The 18412-nt window shown below is 48.3% G+C and carries 14 protein-coding genes, 1 tRNA gene and 1 pseudogene; 3 read left to right on the top strand and 13 right to left on the bottom strand.

Features of this window, described 5'->3' with window-relative positions; genetic code table 11:
• Positions 1 to 202 precede the first annotated feature (202 nt).
• Positions 203 to 955 (bottom strand): adenosylcobinamide-GDP ribazoletransferase, encoded by a 753-nt coding sequence (gene cobS / locus ABEB26_RS16580; protein ID WP_345723156.1) that lies wholly within the window; start codon positions 953 to 955, stop codon positions 203 to 205.
• Between the two features lie 67 nt (positions 956 to 1022).
• On the bottom strand, positions 1023 to 3404 hold the full coding sequence (gene topA, locus ABEB26_RS16575; protein WP_345723155.1) for a type I DNA topoisomerase: 2382 nt from the start codon (positions 3402 to 3404) through the stop codon (positions 1023 to 1025).
• A gap of 400 nt (positions 3405 to 3804) precedes the next feature.
• On the opposite strand from topA, the gene ABEB26_RS16570 reads away from it, so the two are divergent.
• Positions 3805 to 3879: transfer RNA gene (locus tag ABEB26_RS16570), tRNA-Thr, on the top strand.
• A 48-nt stretch (positions 3880 to 3927) separates the two neighbouring features.
• On the opposite strand, the gene ABEB26_RS16565 is transcribed toward ABEB26_RS16570, so the two are convergent.
• Both ABEB26_RS16565 and ABEB26_RS16560 read right to left on the bottom strand, forming a co-directional pair.
• A complete protein-coding gene (locus ABEB26_RS16565; RefSeq protein WP_345723154.1) occupies positions 3928 to 4287 on the bottom strand; it encodes a single-stranded DNA-binding protein in 360 nt (119 codons plus the stop codon).
• 124 nt (positions 4288 to 4411) lie between these two features.
• On the bottom strand, positions 4412 to 5080 hold the full coding sequence (locus ABEB26_RS16560; protein WP_345723153.1) for a hypothetical protein: 669 nt from the start codon (positions 5078 to 5080) through the stop codon (positions 4412 to 4414).
• Positions 5081 to 5233: 153 nt separating this feature from the next.
• Here ABEB26_RS16560 and ABEB26_RS16555 point away from each other — a divergent pair, with 153 nt between their 5' ends.
• Entirely contained in the window at positions 5234 to 6067 is an 834-nt protein-coding gene (locus tag ABEB26_RS16555) for an alpha/beta fold hydrolase (RefSeq protein WP_345723152.1), read from the top strand.
• 23 nt (positions 6068 to 6090) lie between these two features.
• Positions 6091 to 7842: a PA domain-containing protein gene (locus ABEB26_RS16550; RefSeq protein WP_345723151.1), complete on the top strand. Its 1752-nt coding sequence runs from the start codon at positions 6091 to 6093 to the stop codon at positions 7840 to 7842.
• Positions 7843 to 7883: 41 nt separating this feature from the next.
• Here the strand turns inward: ABEB26_RS16550 and ABEB26_RS16545 are convergent, their stop codons facing one another.
• The 9 genes and pseudogenes from ABEB26_RS16545 to ABEB26_RS16505 all read right to left on the bottom strand — a co-directional run bounded on the left by ABEB26_RS16545 (position 7884) and on the right by ABEB26_RS16505 (position 17845).
• Positions 7884 to 8261 carry a PH domain-containing protein gene (locus ABEB26_RS16545; protein WP_012191890.1) on the bottom strand — a complete coding sequence of 126 codons (378 nt, stop codon included), beginning with the start codon at positions 8259 to 8261 and terminating at the stop codon, positions 7884 to 7886.
• A gap of 66 nt (positions 8262 to 8327) precedes the next feature.
• Positions 8328 to 8750 carry a zinc ribbon domain-containing protein gene (locus tag ABEB26_RS16540; protein WP_345723150.1) on the bottom strand — a complete coding sequence of 141 codons (423 nt, stop codon included), beginning with the start codon at positions 8748 to 8750 and terminating at the stop codon, positions 8328 to 8330.
• Between the two features lie 26 nt (positions 8751 to 8776).
• Positions 8777 to 9175: pseudogene (locus ABEB26_RS16535) on the bottom strand (double zinc ribbon domain-containing protein); the annotation flags it as partial.
• Positions 9176 to 9242: 67 nt separating this feature from the next.
• Positions 9243 to 10400, bottom strand: coding sequence for an RNA-guided endonuclease InsQ/TnpB family protein (locus tag ABEB26_RS16530; protein ID WP_345723149.1), 1158 nt, complete (start codon positions 10398 to 10400; stop codon positions 9243 to 9245).
• A 319-nt stretch (positions 10401 to 10719) separates the two neighbouring features.
• Positions 10720 to 12081, bottom strand: coding sequence for a Fic family protein (locus tag ABEB26_RS16525; protein WP_345723148.1), 1362 nt, complete (start codon positions 12079 to 12081; stop codon positions 10720 to 10722).
• A 160-nt stretch (positions 12082 to 12241) separates the two neighbouring features.
• Positions 12242 to 14317, bottom strand: coding sequence for a serine carboxypeptidase (locus ABEB26_RS16520; RefSeq protein ID WP_345723147.1), 2076 nt, complete (start codon positions 14315 to 14317; stop codon positions 12242 to 12244).
• Between the two features lie 385 nt (positions 14318 to 14702).
• A complete protein-coding gene (locus tag ABEB26_RS16515) occupies positions 14703 to 16604 on the bottom strand; it encodes a bifunctional metallophosphatase/5'-nucleotidase (RefSeq protein WP_345723146.1) in 1902 nt (633 codons plus the stop codon).
• Positions 16605 to 16728: 124 nt separating this feature from the next.
• On the bottom strand, positions 16729 to 16926 hold the full coding sequence (locus ABEB26_RS16510; RefSeq protein ID WP_345723145.1) for a hypothetical protein: 198 nt from the start codon (positions 16924 to 16926) through the stop codon (positions 16729 to 16731).
• Between the two features lie 409 nt (positions 16927 to 17335).
• Entirely contained in the window at positions 17336 to 17845 is a 510-nt protein-coding gene (locus ABEB26_RS16505; RefSeq protein ID WP_345723144.1) for an HD domain-containing protein, read from the bottom strand.
• Between the last annotated feature and the right edge of the window lie 567 nt (positions 17846 to 18412).

Here is an 18412-nt window from a genome sequence, read left to right as displayed (position 1 = left end):
GCGAAACCATCGCTCGCTTACCATAAGCGTCGAACCACAGCCAAATTTACCTAGTTTTTGCAATCGTAGCTTGAAAAGTTGCGATCTTTTGAGTTTGCTGCAACATTTGCTAACAAGTGCCGTACAGATATCCGAGCAGAAGCGAGTTCAGCAATGAATTCTCGTACTTACCCGCGCCAAGCTTTGATGGCGCGGTGGTATTTTAAAGCATTTGATGGTTAACCAAGGCTGCCACCACCGCCAACACCAGCATTTCGGCAATTTCGCAGAGCGCACCATAGGTATCACCAGTTAAGCCACCCAACGAGCGCACCATCCAACGGGCAACAACGATGATAGCCACAGTCACCACAACAAATATTAATCCAGCCCACCACCAGAGCAACCCCGCCGCGACCAAACCAGCACAGCTCGTCGCCCACCAAAAATCACTGCGCCGCGTATGGTCGTGAAATGTGCGCCCAAGCCCGCCTTCAGCCGCAGGCGGAAACCAGAAAATCCCAATAATATCGACCCAACGGCCAAGCGTTGGAGCCACAATCAACGCTCGCCAAGCAAAATCGCCGCAACCAAGCACAAACAGCCATTTTAGCAACAGAATACCAATTAATGCAATTGCACCCATCGTGCCAATCCGGCTATCTTTCATAATTTCTAGCTTGCGCTCACGCGAACGCCAGCTAAACAGCGCATCGGCACTATCAGCAATGCCATCCAAATGCAAGCCGCTGGTGATTGCGCCCCACGTGAGAATTGCACATAAACTGCCTGTGGTCGCTCCCCATAGCCAGGTTGCTCCAACCCATGTCGCTGCAACCAAACCGCCGATCAGTGTTCCAGCCAGCGGAAAAGCCACCATTGAACGGACTAAGGCTTGTTCGCTAAGCGCAGGTTTGCCTGGAATTGGCAAGATTGTGAGAAAGCGCAGCGCCTCAGCCAGATGCTTTATCACCATAATCTCCTTTAAACAGCAACGCAAGGTTTTATCGAGATACGATAAAACCTTGCGTCAAGCGAAAAACTTAGGCTACTTCTTCGGAAACCGCCACAGGTAAGGCGTTGCTCGCATAGGTACAATCGGGGTAGCGCGTGCAAGAGAAGAAGGTACGGCCACCACGCGCACGTTTGGCGACCACTTTGCCCTCGCCACATTGTGGGCAGGTTGGAGCATCGTTGGGCGTTAATCGCACAATCGAGCGGCATTCAGGGTAGCCAGTGCACGATAAGAATGGCCCAAATTTGCCCTCTTTTTGCACCATTGGTCGATTACATTTGGGGCATTTTTCCTCGGTTGGCTTGGGCGGCGGAATCACCACAAAATCTTTGCCTTGCGCCCGTACCTTGCGAATGCCTTTACAAGTTGGGTAGTTGTTACAGGCCAGAAACGGCCCAAAACGACCTTTTTTGAGGCTCATTGGGTTGTCGCATTCGGGGCAATTGGTGTTGCCAAAAATTTCAGGCTGCGAGGCGATATGAATCCCGCCTTCGCCGTCACGCTCTAAATCGCCAGTCCAACTACACTCAGGGTAACGCGAACAAGCCAAGAATTCGCCATTACGACCCCATTTGATCACCAGATGGGTGCTACATTGAGGGCAGGGCAATTCAGTTTTGATTTCTTCACGCTTGACGTTACGCATTTCAGTTTCGGCAGCATGCAAGCGCAAAGCAAACGGATCGTAAAATTCGCGCAGCACTGGCACCCAACGGCGTTGGCCTTCAGCAATATCGTCAAGTCGCTGTTCCATATCCGAAGTAAAGTTGTAATCGACAATATCTTTGAAGTGCTCAACCAGTAAGTCGGTGACAACCCGACCCAAGGTGGTGGGCATCAATTTCTTTTCGACCAACTCAACGTATTCGCGGGCAACGATGGTTGAGATCGTCGGCGCATAGGTTGATGGGCGGCCAATCCCTTCACTTTCCATCTGCTTCACCAAAGTAGCTTCGGTATAGCGTGGTGGTGGCGTGGTGAAATGTTGTTCGCCAAACAGATCATGCAAATCGAGTGCTTGACCTTCATTGAGCGGCGGCAATAAGGCCTCTTTATCCTCATCTTCGTCGCCTTCATCGAGGCTAACATTGTAGACTGCCAAAAAGCCATTGAATTTAAGCACTGAACCAGTTGCGCGGAAGGTAAATGGCGCACCAGCAGCAGTTTTGATTCCAGCTCCAGCCCCAATATCGACACTGGTGCTATCGAAAATTGCCGCCGCCATCTGCGAAGCCATAAAGCGCTTCCAGATCAAGTCGTAAAGCCGAAATTCATCGCGACCAAGCGCAGCTTTTAATTGATCAGGGCGACGCACGACACTGGTTGGGCGGATCGCCTCGTGAGCTTCTTGAGCACCTTTAGCCTTGGTTTTGTAGATATTAGGTTTGGCTGGAGCGTACTCTTTGCCATACAACTCAGTGATCAGCGTGCGAGCTTCGTTTTGGGCATCGACTGAAACGTTGGTTGAATCGGTACGCATATAGGTAATCAAACCAACTGTGCCATCTTTGCCACCAATATCGACCCCTTCATACAGTTTTTGGGCCACTTGCATGGTGCGTTTGGAGCTAAACCCAAGCTTGCGGCTGGCTTCTTGTTGCAGGGTACTGGTGATAAATGGCGGAGCTGGCGAGCGACGTTTATCCTTGCGGGTCACTGTGCCAACAAGATAATTTGCCCCTTCCAAGGCAGCCAACACTGCATCAGCAGCATCTTTGCTGGGAATCGCAAATTTATCGAGCTTTTTACCATTACGAGCATGCAAAATTGCCCGAAAAATGTCGTGCTTGCCAAGTTTCTTCAGCCCAGCTGGCGATAAATCGGCCTCGATTGTCCAATATTCTTTGGGCACGAAGCTTTCGATTTCGCGTTCACGCTCAACCACCATGCGCACAGCAACCGATTGCACCCGCCCAGCCGAAAGCCCACGCCGCACCTTGGCCCATAAAATTGGCGAAATTTTATAGCCAACCAAGCGATCAAGCACCCGTCGGGCCTGTTGGGCATCAACCAAGTTGGCATCGATTTCGCGTGGGTTGCGAATCGCGTTCTGAATCGCATCCTTAGTAATTTCATTAAAGGTAATCCGGTAGACTGGTTTGCGTTTGCCGATATTGGCTGCTTGCAAAATATGCCAGGCAATTGCCTCACCTTCGCGGTCGTGGTCGGTTGCGAGATAGATGGCATCAGCAGTCTTGATTTCACGCTTCAATTCGGCAATGAGCTTATCTTTGCCCTCGCTAATTTCATAGACAGGGGTAAAATCATTGTCAATATCAATGCCAATTTTACTCTTGGGCAAATCGCGCACATGGCCCATGCTTGCCATAACGCGATAGCCAGCACCCAGATATTTTTGAATAGTTTTTGCTTTGGCTGGCGACTCAACAATCACCAATTTATGATCCATAGGGTTTTCCTTAAAAGTTCACACTATGCCACCAACCGACGCATTCAAAACGCGGCGAATCAGTTCAAAGTTGACGTGTACTGGGGCAGCGTCGCTTTAGGTGGCCTCGTTGAGGCACGATCTGGAATTCGTGCGGCGTGAAGTACAGTGCCACAACTATCCACTTCTGTCAACAGGGAGGCAGCAAAAACTATCAAATCCAAAGAATATTAAACACGATTAAATAGGCCTATTTAAACTTGAAACAGCAAAAATCTTAAAAAGCGCCAATCGAGGTATCGTTAATAATCCTTGATTTTATCGACCCTAGGCAAACTTCCAATCCCCAACCTCCACCAACCGCTTCCCAAACATCCATCTTGACCAAACGTCGATTCATGCGTATAATGACTCGCGTTAAGCCGCATTAGCTCAGTGGTAGAGCAACCGCCTTGTAAGTGGTAGGTCATCGGTTCAAGTCCGATATGCGGCTCCAAACACCAAAGCCCTCAGCAATATTGCTGAGGGCTTTGGCGTGACTTGGTTATTCGTCGTTGCCATAGGCATCGAGAAACAGCACTTCATCGGCACGAACGACGGTTTTGGAGCGGCGCTGTCCACTTTCTTTGTCTTCCCACGAGCGGGTGTGCAAGCTACCAACGACCCGTACCCGACTGCCTTTGTGTAACCGATCTTGGCAAATATCGCCTAGGCCATTCCAAGCTTCGATGGTTGTCCATTCGGTATCAAACGTTTGTTCGCCTTGTTCATCTTTACTGCCAAAACGCTTGGTTGCTACGCTGAAATCGCAAACCCCAACTCCCGATGGTAAAAAGCGTTGGGTTGGTTCGCCACCCAGCCAGCCGATCAATTCAACTCGATTTACGGTTCCTTTAACGTTCATTGGTGTTCCTCCGGTTTAATGTACTTACTCAGTTGCCCATATCTAGATGCTATGTTTGCGAATTTTTCGGCTAGCCATTGGTCATTGTTTCACTATCCATTTGAGCTAGCCACCCATAGGACTTTTAGCGGCGCACGCTACGTTGTTGCAGTTCTTGTAACAATGCCCCTGCTTCGTTAACCGAGAGATCATCAAGCTGTTGTGCACCGAAGCGTTGGCGAATTTCAGCGCTCAGATCAACGCCTTGTTGGCCTGCGACCCGTTGCAATGCTGCCAATTGGCGCGTGCTGGCTGGCGGCTCACTAGCAGTCGAATCGAGCATGTTGCTGGTGCTGCTGGCACTGGCGCTAGCCGCAGCGCTGGATTGGCTGGTCGCAGGCTTGTGATCTAATTGCTGCTTCAAGCCATCAATAATTTCTGAAGCTTGGCCCTTGGTCAGGGTTTCGTAGGTCGCGTTGTGCTCTTGCAACGTTGTTTGCATCTGACCATCGTTGATCGCCAAGGTATTAATCAAATACTCAAGGTAGGAGCGTTGTTTGTCGCTCGCAGGCGAATCGGGGTCGGCAATGCGTGGCGTAGTCATCGCAGGGTGAGCATCGCGCAAGGCACTAATTTGCGCCTCAACTGCTGCCTGCTGCGCCCGAAAAATCCGCCAGCCAGTTTCAACCGCTTGACTGATTGCTGCATCATCAGCCGTTGGAGGGAGTGCAATTGTTTCTTCAATCGTTATATAATCATCTCCAGAGCGAATTGCAGCGCGGTAGGTGCGGGTAACTAAAGCTTCCTGTTCCATCGTTTGTACTCCAGTTCATCGTTTAATACTCATCCCAGCGTTTTCTATCACGACCCGCTTGGTTTTGAGCTGAGTATAGTTGACGATTGTGTCAAATAACGTCACAAATCGATCTTGCTGGCCGCGAAACATCATTAAACTATGGAGGATGCTATGTCGAGCTTTCTTGCCGATGATCAAAACCCGATTTTTTATAGTGATACTGGCGGCCAAAAACCAGCAATCATTTTTATTCATGGTTGGACGAGCGCTGGCTCACATTGGGTTGGCATTACCACCGCCTTGCGCCGTTGGTATCGCTGTATCGCAATCGACTTGCGCGGCCACGGACGCACCCCAGGCCAAGGTGAACTGACAATCAGCCGTTTAGCCAAAGATTTACATCAATTGATCGAACACCTCAAACTTGAGCAACCAACGATCGTTGGCTGGTCGATGGGTGGCCTAACAACCTTTGAATATGCGCGTCAATTTGGGGTTTCCCAGCTCAAAAGCATCGTACTGGTTGATCAAACTCCATGTATGCAAACCAGCACAGAATGGACCATGGGTTTGTTTGGAGCCTACACGCGCGACCATATCACCAGCATGCGCCAACTATTTGAGAGCCAACAACGACGAGTATTACGCCGCTTTGCCATGGGTGTCGTTCACCCCAATCGCACATTGTTGCGTTTTGCAACCTGGCTAACCTCGCCCTATCGCCGCAACTACGATCGTAAAGCATTGTTGCCATTAGCCGAAGATATGGCCGACCGCGATTATCGTGATTTGTTGGCAAGCATGGATGTGCCAATTTTGTTGTGTTATGGTTCGCAAAGCTGGCTTTACCCAGGCAAAGTTGGCGAATATTTACACGAGCACTTGCCACAATCAACCTTGATTCACTTTGAACGCAGCGGCCATTGCCCACCATTCGAGGAGCCAGTTAAATTCGTTCGGACACTCTATCAATTTATGCACCAACAACTGCCAACCAGCGCGTAGCAGTTGTGACGAGAGGAGAATCAATGTTTTTTCAACGTTCATGGCGTTATTTCAGCGTGGCAATTTGCTTAATCGTAATCGCTGCCTGCGCCAACCAAAATGCTACAGCAATTCTTGCAACGGCAACCGTCAACAACAAAGCTGGTGAGCAAGCCCGCTCCGATAAAGATGGCGTAAATCAAAATCCAACCAAAACGCCGCGACCCGCTGCCACTGCAACTCCGATTATCACGGGGCCGCATTTCAAGCACGTTGGCGGATTGAAACTCAAGCCACCAACCAGCGGTCGCCACGCCGATCTCACGTTGTATAACGATTTGGTGTTGCTCGGTTCGCAGCCAGGCTCATGCCCCGCCGAAAATCAAATTACATTAATTGATGTGAGCGATCCAGCTAACCCAGAGTTGGCAGGCTATTCGCCAACAGTCAAATATGCCTCGCTTGAAGATATGGATGTGGTGCGGATTGGCGAGCAAGATATTGCAGTTTTGGGGATTCAGCCCTGCCGCGAAGCAACCAAGCCAGGCATTCAAATTGTGGATATCACAGATCCAACTGCGCCGCTAGAATTGGCTCGTTTTGAAACCAACCTTGGCGTTCATGAACTTGATGTAACGATTACGGCCAGTGGTCAGGCCTTGGCTTTATTGGCCGCACCCACCAACAATGCTTTTGGCACAACGCCCAAGCCCGAAGATCGCGGCGAATTGTGGATCGTCGATATTAGTGACCCTAGCCAGCCGAGCATGCTCAGCCGTTGGGGCATCGATCAAAAGCCCAATTGGCAAGCCCTAGATTATGCTGATCGTACTCGTGGCAATTTCCCGGGGATCTTTTTGCATAGCGTGCGGGCCAGCAGCAACAGCCAACGTGCCTACCTCTCATATTGGGATGGCGGCGTGATTATCTTGGATATTCAAGACCCCAAACAACCAATCTACCTTGGCCAAACACCCTATCCAGCGCTAGCCGAAGGCGATGCACACTCAGTCGTCGATTGGAACGATGGGCAAATGCTGGCCTTGAACAACGAAGATTTTAGCAACGATCAGGCGAAAATTAGTCACCCAGCTTTGGCCGAGCCAGATTACGCCCACGAATTGCCGCTTGGCGGCAAACTTGATGCCCCGCTGAGTGCCAAGGTTTTAGCTATTGGGCAGGCCTGCGATGCTGAAGCTGAGTATCCTGATTTTCAAGGGTTGTTTGTGTTGGCCGAAATGGCAGGCTGTTCGATTGAGCAAAAGCTGCAAATTGCCCAAAATGGTGAGGCCGCAGCATTGTTGATTTATGCCAATGCGCCATTTGAGGAGCTGCAATTTGGCGATGATGTTGATTTGATCGATGATTTTGATCTGCCGATGTTTACTATTAGCAGCACAACCGCCGCTGCCTTGCTTAGCCAACCTGAGGCTGAAACAACACTCGAAAGCTGTTTTGATGGCGGCGGCGCAATTCAATTCTTTGATCTGAGCGATCCCAGCCAGCCTGTTGAAGTTGGGCGCTACAACACGCCAAATTCAATTAATGAGACGTTGCGCTCCAACCCAACAGTGCATAATTCTGAAGTACAAGGCCAATATTTGTATGCTTCGTGGTATCAAGATGGCCTGCGCATGCTCGATATCAGCGATCCGAGCCAACCTCAATCAGTGGCAATTTGGCCGATGAATAATTCGCCAAAAGTTGCCTTGTGGGGCGTGCAAGTGCGTGATCAATTTGTCTATGTTAGTGATTTCAACTATGGCTTGTATGTGTTGGAGTTTCAGGCAGAATAAATAAAATCAGCTTGCATGAGAAAACCATGCAAGCTGATTAATTAACGAGCAACGAAGGCAGCCAAAACCGCTTGCAATTGATAAATATTGATCCGGCTGTTGAATTGCTTTTGAATTGGCACAGGATTGCCCGAAATCCAAATTTTCAACTCGGCATCGAGATCAAAATGGCCAGCAGTTTCGATGCTAAAGTGGGTAATACTGCGATAGGGAATCGAATGATATTCGACTTTGCTGCCAGTAATGCCCTGTTTATCAACCAAAATCAAGCGTTTATCGGTAAAAATAAAGAAATCGCGAATCAGTTGATAGGCGCGTTGCACTTGCTCGCCCCAAGCTAGCAGTTGAGCAAAATCACGTTGGGCTGCTTGCGGATCAACTTCCGAAGCATTGCCCATTAATCCATCAAATAACCCCATAGTTGTTCCTCCTAAATTGTGGTTCGCTATGGGGTTATACGCCGCTAGTAGGCGATTGTTGCGCTATTAACTACCTATGTGGGGCAAGGCTAATTCAGCATAGCCACAATAGCCACAGCCATGCAATTCCAAAATTTGAAAATCCTGGCGAAACGAGCTAAACCGGCCTTGCAAAATATCTAGCGAAGTCGAGCTTTCGCGAAATTGCTTGAAGCCCAAGAATGTCATCTGAGCTTGGCAACGCAGGCAGACCAATTGGTGCACACTTGGTGCTGGCGGTGCTGGCTGGGGAATTCCCAATGAGCCATCGCGCAACCAGCCACAGCTTGCGCATTCTTCCCAATCATCGGGCACATCATCGCCACAATACGGGCATTTGAGTGGCTCAAGCGGCAAGGCCAACGAGCCATCACGCAGCCAACCACAGGTTGCACACTCTTCCCAATCGTCGGGAACATCACCGCCGCAATAAGTACAAGCTTGCATCATAAAATCCCTTCAACTCAGAATCCCGACTAACTACCAATGTGAGGCAAGGCTAATTCGGCATAGCCACAATAGCCACAGCCATGCAACTCCAAAATTTGAAAATCCTGGCGAAACGAGCCAAAACGGCCTTGCAAAATATCTAGTGAAGTCGAGCTTTCGCGAAATTGCTTAAACCCTAGGAATGTCATCTGGGCTTGGCAACGTAGGCAGATCAATTGGCGCACGCTTGGTGCTGGCGGTGCTGGCTGGGGAATTCCCAACGAGCCATCGCGCAACCAGCCACAGCTTGGGCATTCTTCCCAATCATCGGGCACATCATCGCCACAATACGGGCATTTGAGTGGCTCAAGTGGCAAGGCCAACGAGCCATCACGCAACCAGCCACAGGTTTTACATTCTTCCCAATCGTCAGGAACATCGCCGCCACAATAGCTACAGGCTAGCGTGAACTACCACGCCCACGAGGGGCGTGGCTTCTGCCTTCAACGACAGCTACCAGCCTTTCGCTGGGTTTACACCATCTCGAGCAGCGTTTTGGCTTTCCGTCGTCCCAACGGCAAGCAGGCGTAGCCCTTCATGCACGATGTTGATCGCGGCGTTGATATCCCGATCATGGGTCGTGCCACAGGCGTGACACATCCATACACGAACCGCCAACGTCAAGGCGGTTTTGGTCTGGCAGTGATGACAGGTCTTTGATGAGGCATAGAAACGCCCAACTTTAATAACCCGCCGTCCGTGCCATTCCGCTTTTTCCTGCAATCGTTGCATGAAGGTACTGAGGGAGGCATCACTGAACGATTTGGCCAGCTTGGTTCTCGCAAGGCCTTTGATATTCAGGTCTTCGATGCACACCATGTCGAATCGTTGAACAATCCCCAACGCATGCTTATGCAGCCAATCCATGCGTTGGTTGTTGATTTTCTGGTGAATTTTGGCAACCCGCTTACGAGCTTTCAGGCGGTTGGTACTTCCTTTTTGTTTCCGTGATAAGGCGCGTTGGGCGCGGGCAAGTTTCTTCTGGCTGCGGCGGGAGAACTTCGGTGGAGCAGTTTTCTCGCCTGTTGACAGCGTGGTGAAGGATTCAAGCCCGACATCAATGCCCACAGACTGATTAGTCGGTGGTTCAACATCAGGGCGGTTAATATGGCAGACAAACACCACCCACCATGCGCCTGTTGGATCTTGCTTAATCGTTGCACCCTTCGCTATCCCCAGCAGTGGTCGATGAATCACCGCTCGCATCGGCCCGATTTTTGGCACGCTGATCGTCCGTTCATCAACCACGACTACCCCTTGTGGGAACCGCATGCTATGCGGGGTGATTTTGCGCGACTTGAAGCGCGGGTATTTGGCGCGTTTGGCGAAAAAGTGAGTAAAGGCCGTTTCCAAATCCATCAGACTTTGTTGCAACGGTTGCGAATGGCAATCGCGCAAAAAGGCCGTTTTGGGTTGACGTTTCAGGTCAACCAACATCGCCGCAAGCCGTTGATAACTCAGTCGTTGACCCGTTGCTTGGTACTGGGTTTGCTTGCAGTGCAGCGCCCAATTCCAGACAAAGCGTCGGCAACCCGCCCACTGTACCAAGGTATTTTGTTGGTCAGTAGTAGGATACAGTCGATACTTGAAGCAACGGGTCACGGTTCGCATGATTAGACTTCCTTTTGGTTGGCGATATCCATAGCGATGGTTTGAGCGGAAACCGTTCCCGCCGAACCATCACCCAGCGGGTACCCGGCAACCGTCTGTCCAGCGTCCACTACCCCAAAAATGGCGGCGTTTCAGTAGTAGGAATGCGCGAAACCCATCCACCGCAAGGATGTTTTAGCCGATTGATATTCACGAGACAGCCTATTTCTCTCTTTAATTGCTCTCAGATAGAACTAGCACGCATTCATCCCGCGCGGGGAACCCACCACATGGGTCTTGGGGCGGGGTGTTTTGCGGCGTTCCGTATAAACAATCTCTCTTACATGGAAATAGCATGCTCAATCGCTTTTCTGATAAAATCCTTACCAAATGATTCAACTTTCAAATGACTTATTGTACCGTCTTTAAATCTACAAATAAAATCTTCATCATTAGTAGAATATCCTATTTCAATAAGATCAGGTAGCAGTGGTATATTAAGATGTTCTATTTTTTCATAGTGAAACGGATCAGTTTCATATGCAACATGTACAGTAACACTATTACCTGTATGATTACTTAGTGTAATACTAGAAAACCCAAAGAAAAATAGATATCTTCTATCAATTCCATTATATAAGATAGTTATCTTAAAAAACCATGTCCTTTTAGTTGTCTTTTTTTGTTTTAACAGAATATATTTTTCGAGTTCTATTATATCATAATGATTAAAGTATATTTTTATAGATTTCGAATCAGATGCATCATTTATTGATTCTGTAAGATTTCGTACATAGCCTTGCAATAAATTCATTGAACTTCGCCATATCTCAAATTCATTTTTTATTTTCATATCCTCTCTACTATTTACTTTATCCATCAATAACCTTGCCCACTCATCTTTCTCTCTTTGATCATAGGCTGCTTTATAATATTCTTCTAGGCTCTCATCAACTGAATCAGTTATCAAAGATATAAATGCGGTTAAATCACTAGATTGTGTATTTTCTAAAGCATCATAATATCTGATTCTATCATCTTTAGTAATAATCGCAATAGGATACCCAAATTTAATTAATATTAAATTCATTATAATTCTCGCAGTTCTTCCATTTCCATCAATAAATGGATGTATATAAACAAACCAAGCATGGGCTATAGCAGATAAAATAATTGGATTTATTGAATAATCATTAAATTCAATGTTATCCAACCATTTCGAAAAATTATCAATCTCAGATTGAATTTGAAGAAAAGAAGGTGGTGTAAAATTAGATCCTGATATTTCAACATTAGAAACTCTAAACATACCAGCTTCTTCACTTATATCCTTCAATATAAGTGAATGAATTTGCTTAATATCAGATATTTTTATTTTTTCATTTGAATTACCTGCTATATCCATAAAAAAATCTAATGCGTGAGAAAGATTTACCGCCTCAATACTATCTTTTAATGGCTTACCTGATATAGTTAAACCTTGTTCAACTACTAATCTTGTCTCACCATAATCAAGCATATTACCTTCTATAGCATTTGAATGGTATATATTTTTTATTTTAAAGTAATTAGATATATGTTTAAGTGACTCTTTAGAAAGTTTCCCTGATGTTCGTAAATCAGAAATACGGCTTTGTATAGTAGATAGTAAACGGCTTATATTACGGTCATAATAGTACGGTGTTCCATTGATATTAAACATAACGAAGTCCTTTATCTAGTTTTCGTCGTTATCAATTCATAGAAATTATTATTTTGCATCGCCGATTTCAAGAAAGAGAGAATGATACGTTGGGAGCAATGAGGCGTTGCAAGGGGCAAAAGCAACGGCGCAAGCACGAAGCTCACGCCGTTGGATTGATTTAGTTGGAGCCGCCAACTTCCAGCGGCATTTCGCTGGCGAGGGTTTCGGCTTCGGTGGTCACTGGCAAGCCAAGCTCATGGCGACGCTGATCGGCTAGGCGGCGCTTTTCGGCGACCATTTCGGGGGTGACATATTGGTCGAAGGTGCGCAGGCCTGCTAATTTCAGGCCATGCTTTTTGAATAAACGATACATCTCCTTGACCCGATCCATTTCGATGTTACGGCCAAGCGTGTAGTCTTCAAACTTGCCATCAAGCGCCAACAAAGCCGTCTCCGAGAGACATGCATAGGCTGTGCCTGGCGGCAAACCAATATCAAAGCCAAAATCAACCTCGCCGGGTAAGGTAATTTCGCCCGATTCGATCACCAACACATCGGGGCGTTTAGCGGCTTCATCTTCTTTGATATCAGGCGGTCGCGCCACATCACAGACCACCGCGCCTGGCTTCAAACGCTCAATATCGACAATTTTGGTGTTGAGGGCGGTGGTCGTAGTAACAATTAAGTCGGCGCTACCAACATAATCGTCGGCTTTGGTGGCAATCGTTACTTTGGCGTTGGGCGTTTCAGCCTCAATTTGTTTTTTCAAGGCAATCAAGCGCTCAGGTCGCGGCGCAATCAACACCACATCGCCAATCGCTTGAGCCAACAAACGCGAACAAACTGCGCCAATCGAGCCAGTTGCCCCGATCACCACTGCCGTGCCTTGATCAACCCGACCGCCCATGAGAATGACCGCTTGTTTGGCGGCTTCAAGGGTGGCGGCCACGGTCAACGAGTTACCTGAGGTGATGCCAATATCGGATTTTTGGGCAACCGTGATCCCAGCATCGCCAACCACCGAGGTAAATGCCCCCAAGCCCATCAGCTTCGCGCCCATGCGTTCGGCCATGCGGGCAGCTTTGATCAAGCGGCGATAGGTAAAGGCGGTTGGACGGCGCATCAATTCGCGGGGTGTAGCGCCCAAAGTCAGCAAAATGCCTTCGATCTCCTTGCCTGTACCAGTTGATTTGATGCCCTTCATGCGTGAGAGATAGAGTGGTGGCAAGTGGGCCATAGCGCGTTCGACCCAACGTTGGGGCACAAATTTGAAGACTTTGAAGCGGGGATCTTTATAAATAAATTTGGTTGAGAGCGGGTGAATCACAAAGGCAAATTTTTCTAATTCTTCGTCGTTGGTCAAACGCTGGATGTGCGGCTCCCAATTGGCATCAGCGGTAATTTGCAAGACCGTTGCTTCATCAAGCGTTCGCTTGCCTGTGACGGCCAAAATCATGGCCTCGAGCACATCTGCCGAAACAAATGGGTGTTCTTCGCTAATTTTGGGCGTGAGGGTAATTAAGGTATGTGCTCCACGCTGGCGCAAATCTTCAATTTCAGCAGGCGAAGGATCGTCAGTCAAAATTGTGCGTCCTCGCAGATCTTGCGGGGCATAGCGCCGAATAAAGGCAAAATCGCCAGCCAACACATCAGCCCAAGCGCAATCTTTTTCAAGGCGGCTATCGTGGGTCGCGCCCTTGCCAATCGGGTGAATTCGCCGATAAGGCTTTTTGGCCAAATCGGGCATGGCAAATTTGGCGTAGCGCTCCAGTTGGCTGAGCGAACTCAGTGTGAAGGGCAAACCATAATGCACCTTGGGATCAGCAAAACGCAAATCAACATTGTAGCCGCTCAGTGATTCGGCCAAAGAATAGCGTTCAATCCCTGAAAAGACCAAAACACGGCGATAGTTGAAGCGGCCTGGCTCACGCGACACCGCCTGAGCGACCGTCCAACGTTCGAGGGTCGATTTAAGCAGTACCCCATCGGCGGTTGGCGTAACCCGTGCTTGATTAACAATCGTATAGGCTTGGTTATGTTGATAGCTGGATTTGCCAACGCGAAAATGAGCAATTACGCCACCAAGCGCAATTGCATCAACCTTGCCATCGTGCTCACGAATCAGTTGCTTGACCCGTTCGACATCGCCATCGGCTCCAATGCGACGCACCCGTAGCTCTTCGCCCAACAGCGTTGTTGTAAAGCTAAAGTCACGCCGCGAACGTCCGAGCGTGATACAGACTACTTCTTTCATACCTGAATCCTCATTGCAAGCCCAGCGAACCGGAGGTTGATTAATCGCGCTTGAATTTATGTAGTAAAAATAGTGAAGTGCGGCAATGTGTAGTGTAGCGCTGATTATAGCCGATGATCGTATGCGAAGGCAATGCATACGAGGGGTCAGTGATCAGGGGCTAGGGGCCAGTTGTTTGATCCACGAAGTACACGAAGAGCACGAAAGGCGAGGGAACAGCGGCCAGGGTTCAGGAGTCAGAACCCACAATCCTAAACGATTGCCCCTATAGTCTGTCCCCTGATACCTAGCCCCTCCTGATACCTAGCCCCTGACCCCTATCATCTCTGCGACTCTGCGTTAAAACCTGCTCCTTCTTTTGAATTTCGCCTTCTGCCCTTTGACTTTAATTGCGACGTACAACGAGGCCCAAGGCCAACAAGGCCATTGCCACTAGCGCCCAAACCCAAGCATAGGTTGGTTGGTTGCCACTGGTATCAGGCAAGGTGATTGGCACACCTGGCGCTGGAGTAGCAGTTGGAACTGCTGGCACTGGCGTAGCAGTCGGTTGGCTGGCATTGCCAAAATAGTGAGCATACAAATCGGGTACAAGGGTAAAATTAACTTTATTCACCACTGCTGGATCAATTGTGCCAGCATTTTTGACTGATTCAGCGATCAAATCGCGAATTTCACTGGTCGATTGATAGATAATTTTGCCTTCGCGGAACATCGCAAAACCCCCGCCACCACCAGCTCGATAGTTGTTGATTGCAATGCGCAAAGTTTGCTCAGGCGTAATATCAACCCCATTCAGTTGCAATTTGGTCACACGCTGGCCAGCTGGCTTGGTCAAATCGTAAGTATATTCGATGTCGGTGTATAAATCCCAGTTGTAATCGCGGGCATTATCATTGACTACCGCCTTGGGATCGCTGGGCAAGGCATTGGGGTCAAGCTGGCGGAAATATTCGGCGTTACGCTCCAACGCGCGGCGCAAAATATCACCATTAATTTCCATCACATACAGCGTGTTATCGTAAATATAAATGCTGTAGGCATCGCGTAGGGTAATTTGGCCCGCTGGAATCATCCCGCCATCGGTAAAAATTGCCGCCAACGAGAGATCAACGGGGTAGCCTGCATCAGCAGCGGCTTGCTTTTGAACATTGTTGATCAAATCGGCCAAAGCGCTATCACGATAACGCGCCTTGGGGCCGCCAGCAAATTCGGCACTAGCAGTACCAACTGGTTGGCTGATATAGCTCAAGGTCTGGTCGTGATACGGTTGTACCAAGGCTTTGATCTCTTGATCTTCGGCAACATTGGTCACTGAAATATTGATTGAATCTTTGTTGATCACATTCCAACTATCGCCATTTTTCTCGACGGTAATCGTCACTTTGCCCAAAGCGCGGCCCCAATACGATGGCTCAATCAACAGCACATTGTTGATCACTGCCTTGGGCACGCTCAAGTGTGAGTGACCAGTCAAAATCACGTCAACACCAGGCACTTCTTGGGCGAGTTTAATTGAAACGTTTTCACCTGGCAACGAGCCAGTATCGCGCCAAGTGCTGGGGTCAGTTAGCCATGCTTCGGGTTTGGTCGCTTCGGCAGGCTGTTTTTCCCAGCCCGTGTGTTGCAGCAGCACCACGATATGCGCACCTTCAGCACGAATTTGCGGCACATATTGCTTAGCAACTTCTACCGGATCGGCGAATTGTAGGCCTGCAATATTCGCGGGTTTTTCCCAAGTTGGCACGGTTGGCGTGGTCAAGGCCAAAAAGCCCACTTTCACGCCGTTTACATCCTTAATCATGTAGGGCTTGAAGGCTTCGCTCCCATCGCTTTTGCGCACGTTGGCGCTCATTACTGGGTATTGAGCTTGGCTGATATAGCGATTCAGCACATCCATCCCATAGTTGAATTCGTGGTTACCCAACGATGAAACATCATATTTGAGCGCATTAAACACCGCAGCCATAGGATGCGCGGCATTTTGGTCGATCACATTGTAGTAGTAGGTCAAAGGCGTGCCTTGAATCGTATCGCCATTATCGACCAACAAGAGATTGGGATCGATCGCCCGTTCTTGTTTGATGAGGGTTGCGACCTTGGTCATGCCCCATTCGGCAGGCTTGTTGGTGTAGTAATCCCAGGCCATTAAATTACCGTGGATATCGCTGGTTTCCAAAATAGTGACCGTGCGTTGCTCATTTTGGGCACTTACAACCCCACTCTGTAAGCCGAGCGGAGCCAAAACTGCCACCAATAGCAACAACGCGAACGCACGTAGCAAACGCATAAACTCTATCCTCCTAAAACACTGATATGCTGGATGTTTGATCCAAGCATATAGTGCTATAATACGCCGCTCACGAGATTCGGTCAAAAATATTAAGTTCTGTTCAAACAGGCATCAAGCTATCTTAAACAGTTGGTTGATGCAATACTCCCAATAGATCCCATGGGTCAGGATCATGCCATATATGCCAGATAACCGAGCCGATTTGAATCATTGCTGGAATAATTAATCCACCAATATACATACTCACGACGACTAATTCTGCCCCCATATGTGGTTGCACAAATGGCCGATAGAGATAGACACCAATCAATAACAGCATACCAATAATTCCACAAATGATGGTTAACTGTTTCCTATTGGTATCGCCAATCAGTTTTACACAAAACGTTGTCAACACTATATGCGTGGTTACGACAACTAATCCGACTGGAATATACAGATACATACAATAAATAAACATAAATATTGATAGAATATATTTATTTACGTAGACCATTAAAAATCCGATAGGAATAGATGTAATTAGTGAAGTGATTAGCGTATTTTTTAATATAAATCGAACAATTGATTTAACTGGCAAATTTTGTCTCTGTTGAGGAACAAAATACATTGAACTACCTACTGCTAAATTGCACAGGAATAGGATAGAGCAAAAATGCCTTCATTAAACAAAAATTGTGCAACAAAACTGTTACACAATCATCGTCAAGGGTTATGCTGGTGATCAACTAAACATCAAGATCGAGCATTTTGCGCAGTTGTTCGCGGCGTTTGGGCTTGCGGCGCGGGCGATAGAAGGGATCGCTGGCTTGGAGTTCGCGTTTGGTTTGTTGCGAGCGGCCATTGACCAAGCCCCGCACATAGGCTGTTAGATCAGCCAACGAGGCCGCTTTATCGGCCAGCGATAAAATCCAGCCTTCGCGGGTCATCGGAGCAGGGCCGATGGGGTACATATGGCCAATAATCGCTTGGCAGACAGCAAAATCTTCGCCCTGTTCTTCGGCCCAGCGAGCGGCCACCGCCCCATGATTTTCCAGCGTGCCATAGCGTGAATCGATATCATGCAGTAAGGCAGCACGAGCGCAAACCCGTACATCAGCCTTGAGCAAACGAGCAATTCGGTAAGAATAGCGCGTAACTCGCATCAAATGTTCGTATTTAGCAATCCCATGGTGCAGGTGGCTGCGGGTTTCAAGCACCTTGGGATGAGCAAGTAAATCCTCAATCAAATCATCCATCGTTCTTTCCTCCTGGCCGATTCAATTGATCTGGTCAATCGTGATCACCATATCACAAACTGTACCATGCCCAACTTTTTATTGTCAATCTGTTTTTTAGGGGTCAGGTTTTGATCCACGAAGGACACGAAGGACACGAAGAATGAAACCACGAATGACGCGAAGAGCGCGAAGGTTAAGTTTTTAGCCACAGATTCCACAGATTAGTTTGATTATGCTGCTAACCCCAAGCTCCTTGCTGTTTCGATATTGTGTTTCCTGACCCCTGATCCCTGACCCCTGACCCCTCACATCCCTCTGCACCTCGGCATTAGATATTAGCTCTTTTGCCTTTTGATTTCTGACTATGTTCTTTGCTCTATGTTCTATGTGTAATGGTTTATCGCGTTAACAACGGCCAGCATGCCCTCACCCCCTCTCCCCCTCTCCCGCCCGCGAGGTTTAAGGGCGGACAGGGACGCACAACGCATGTTCACAGAACGACCTCGGGTTGGTATACTCGGTGGTGCTGAAACCAAACCGATACCAAAACCGAGGTCGTATGCCGAGTATACCAGCCCTTGCCCA

Origin of the sequence: Herpetosiphon gulosus, assembly GCF_039545135.1 — a bacterium.
In the GTDB taxonomy this organism is placed as follows: Bacteria; Chloroflexota; Chloroflexia; order Chloroflexales; family Herpetosiphonaceae; genus Herpetosiphon; species Herpetosiphon gulosus.
This window is presented reverse-complemented; position numbering and strand designations above follow the sequence as displayed.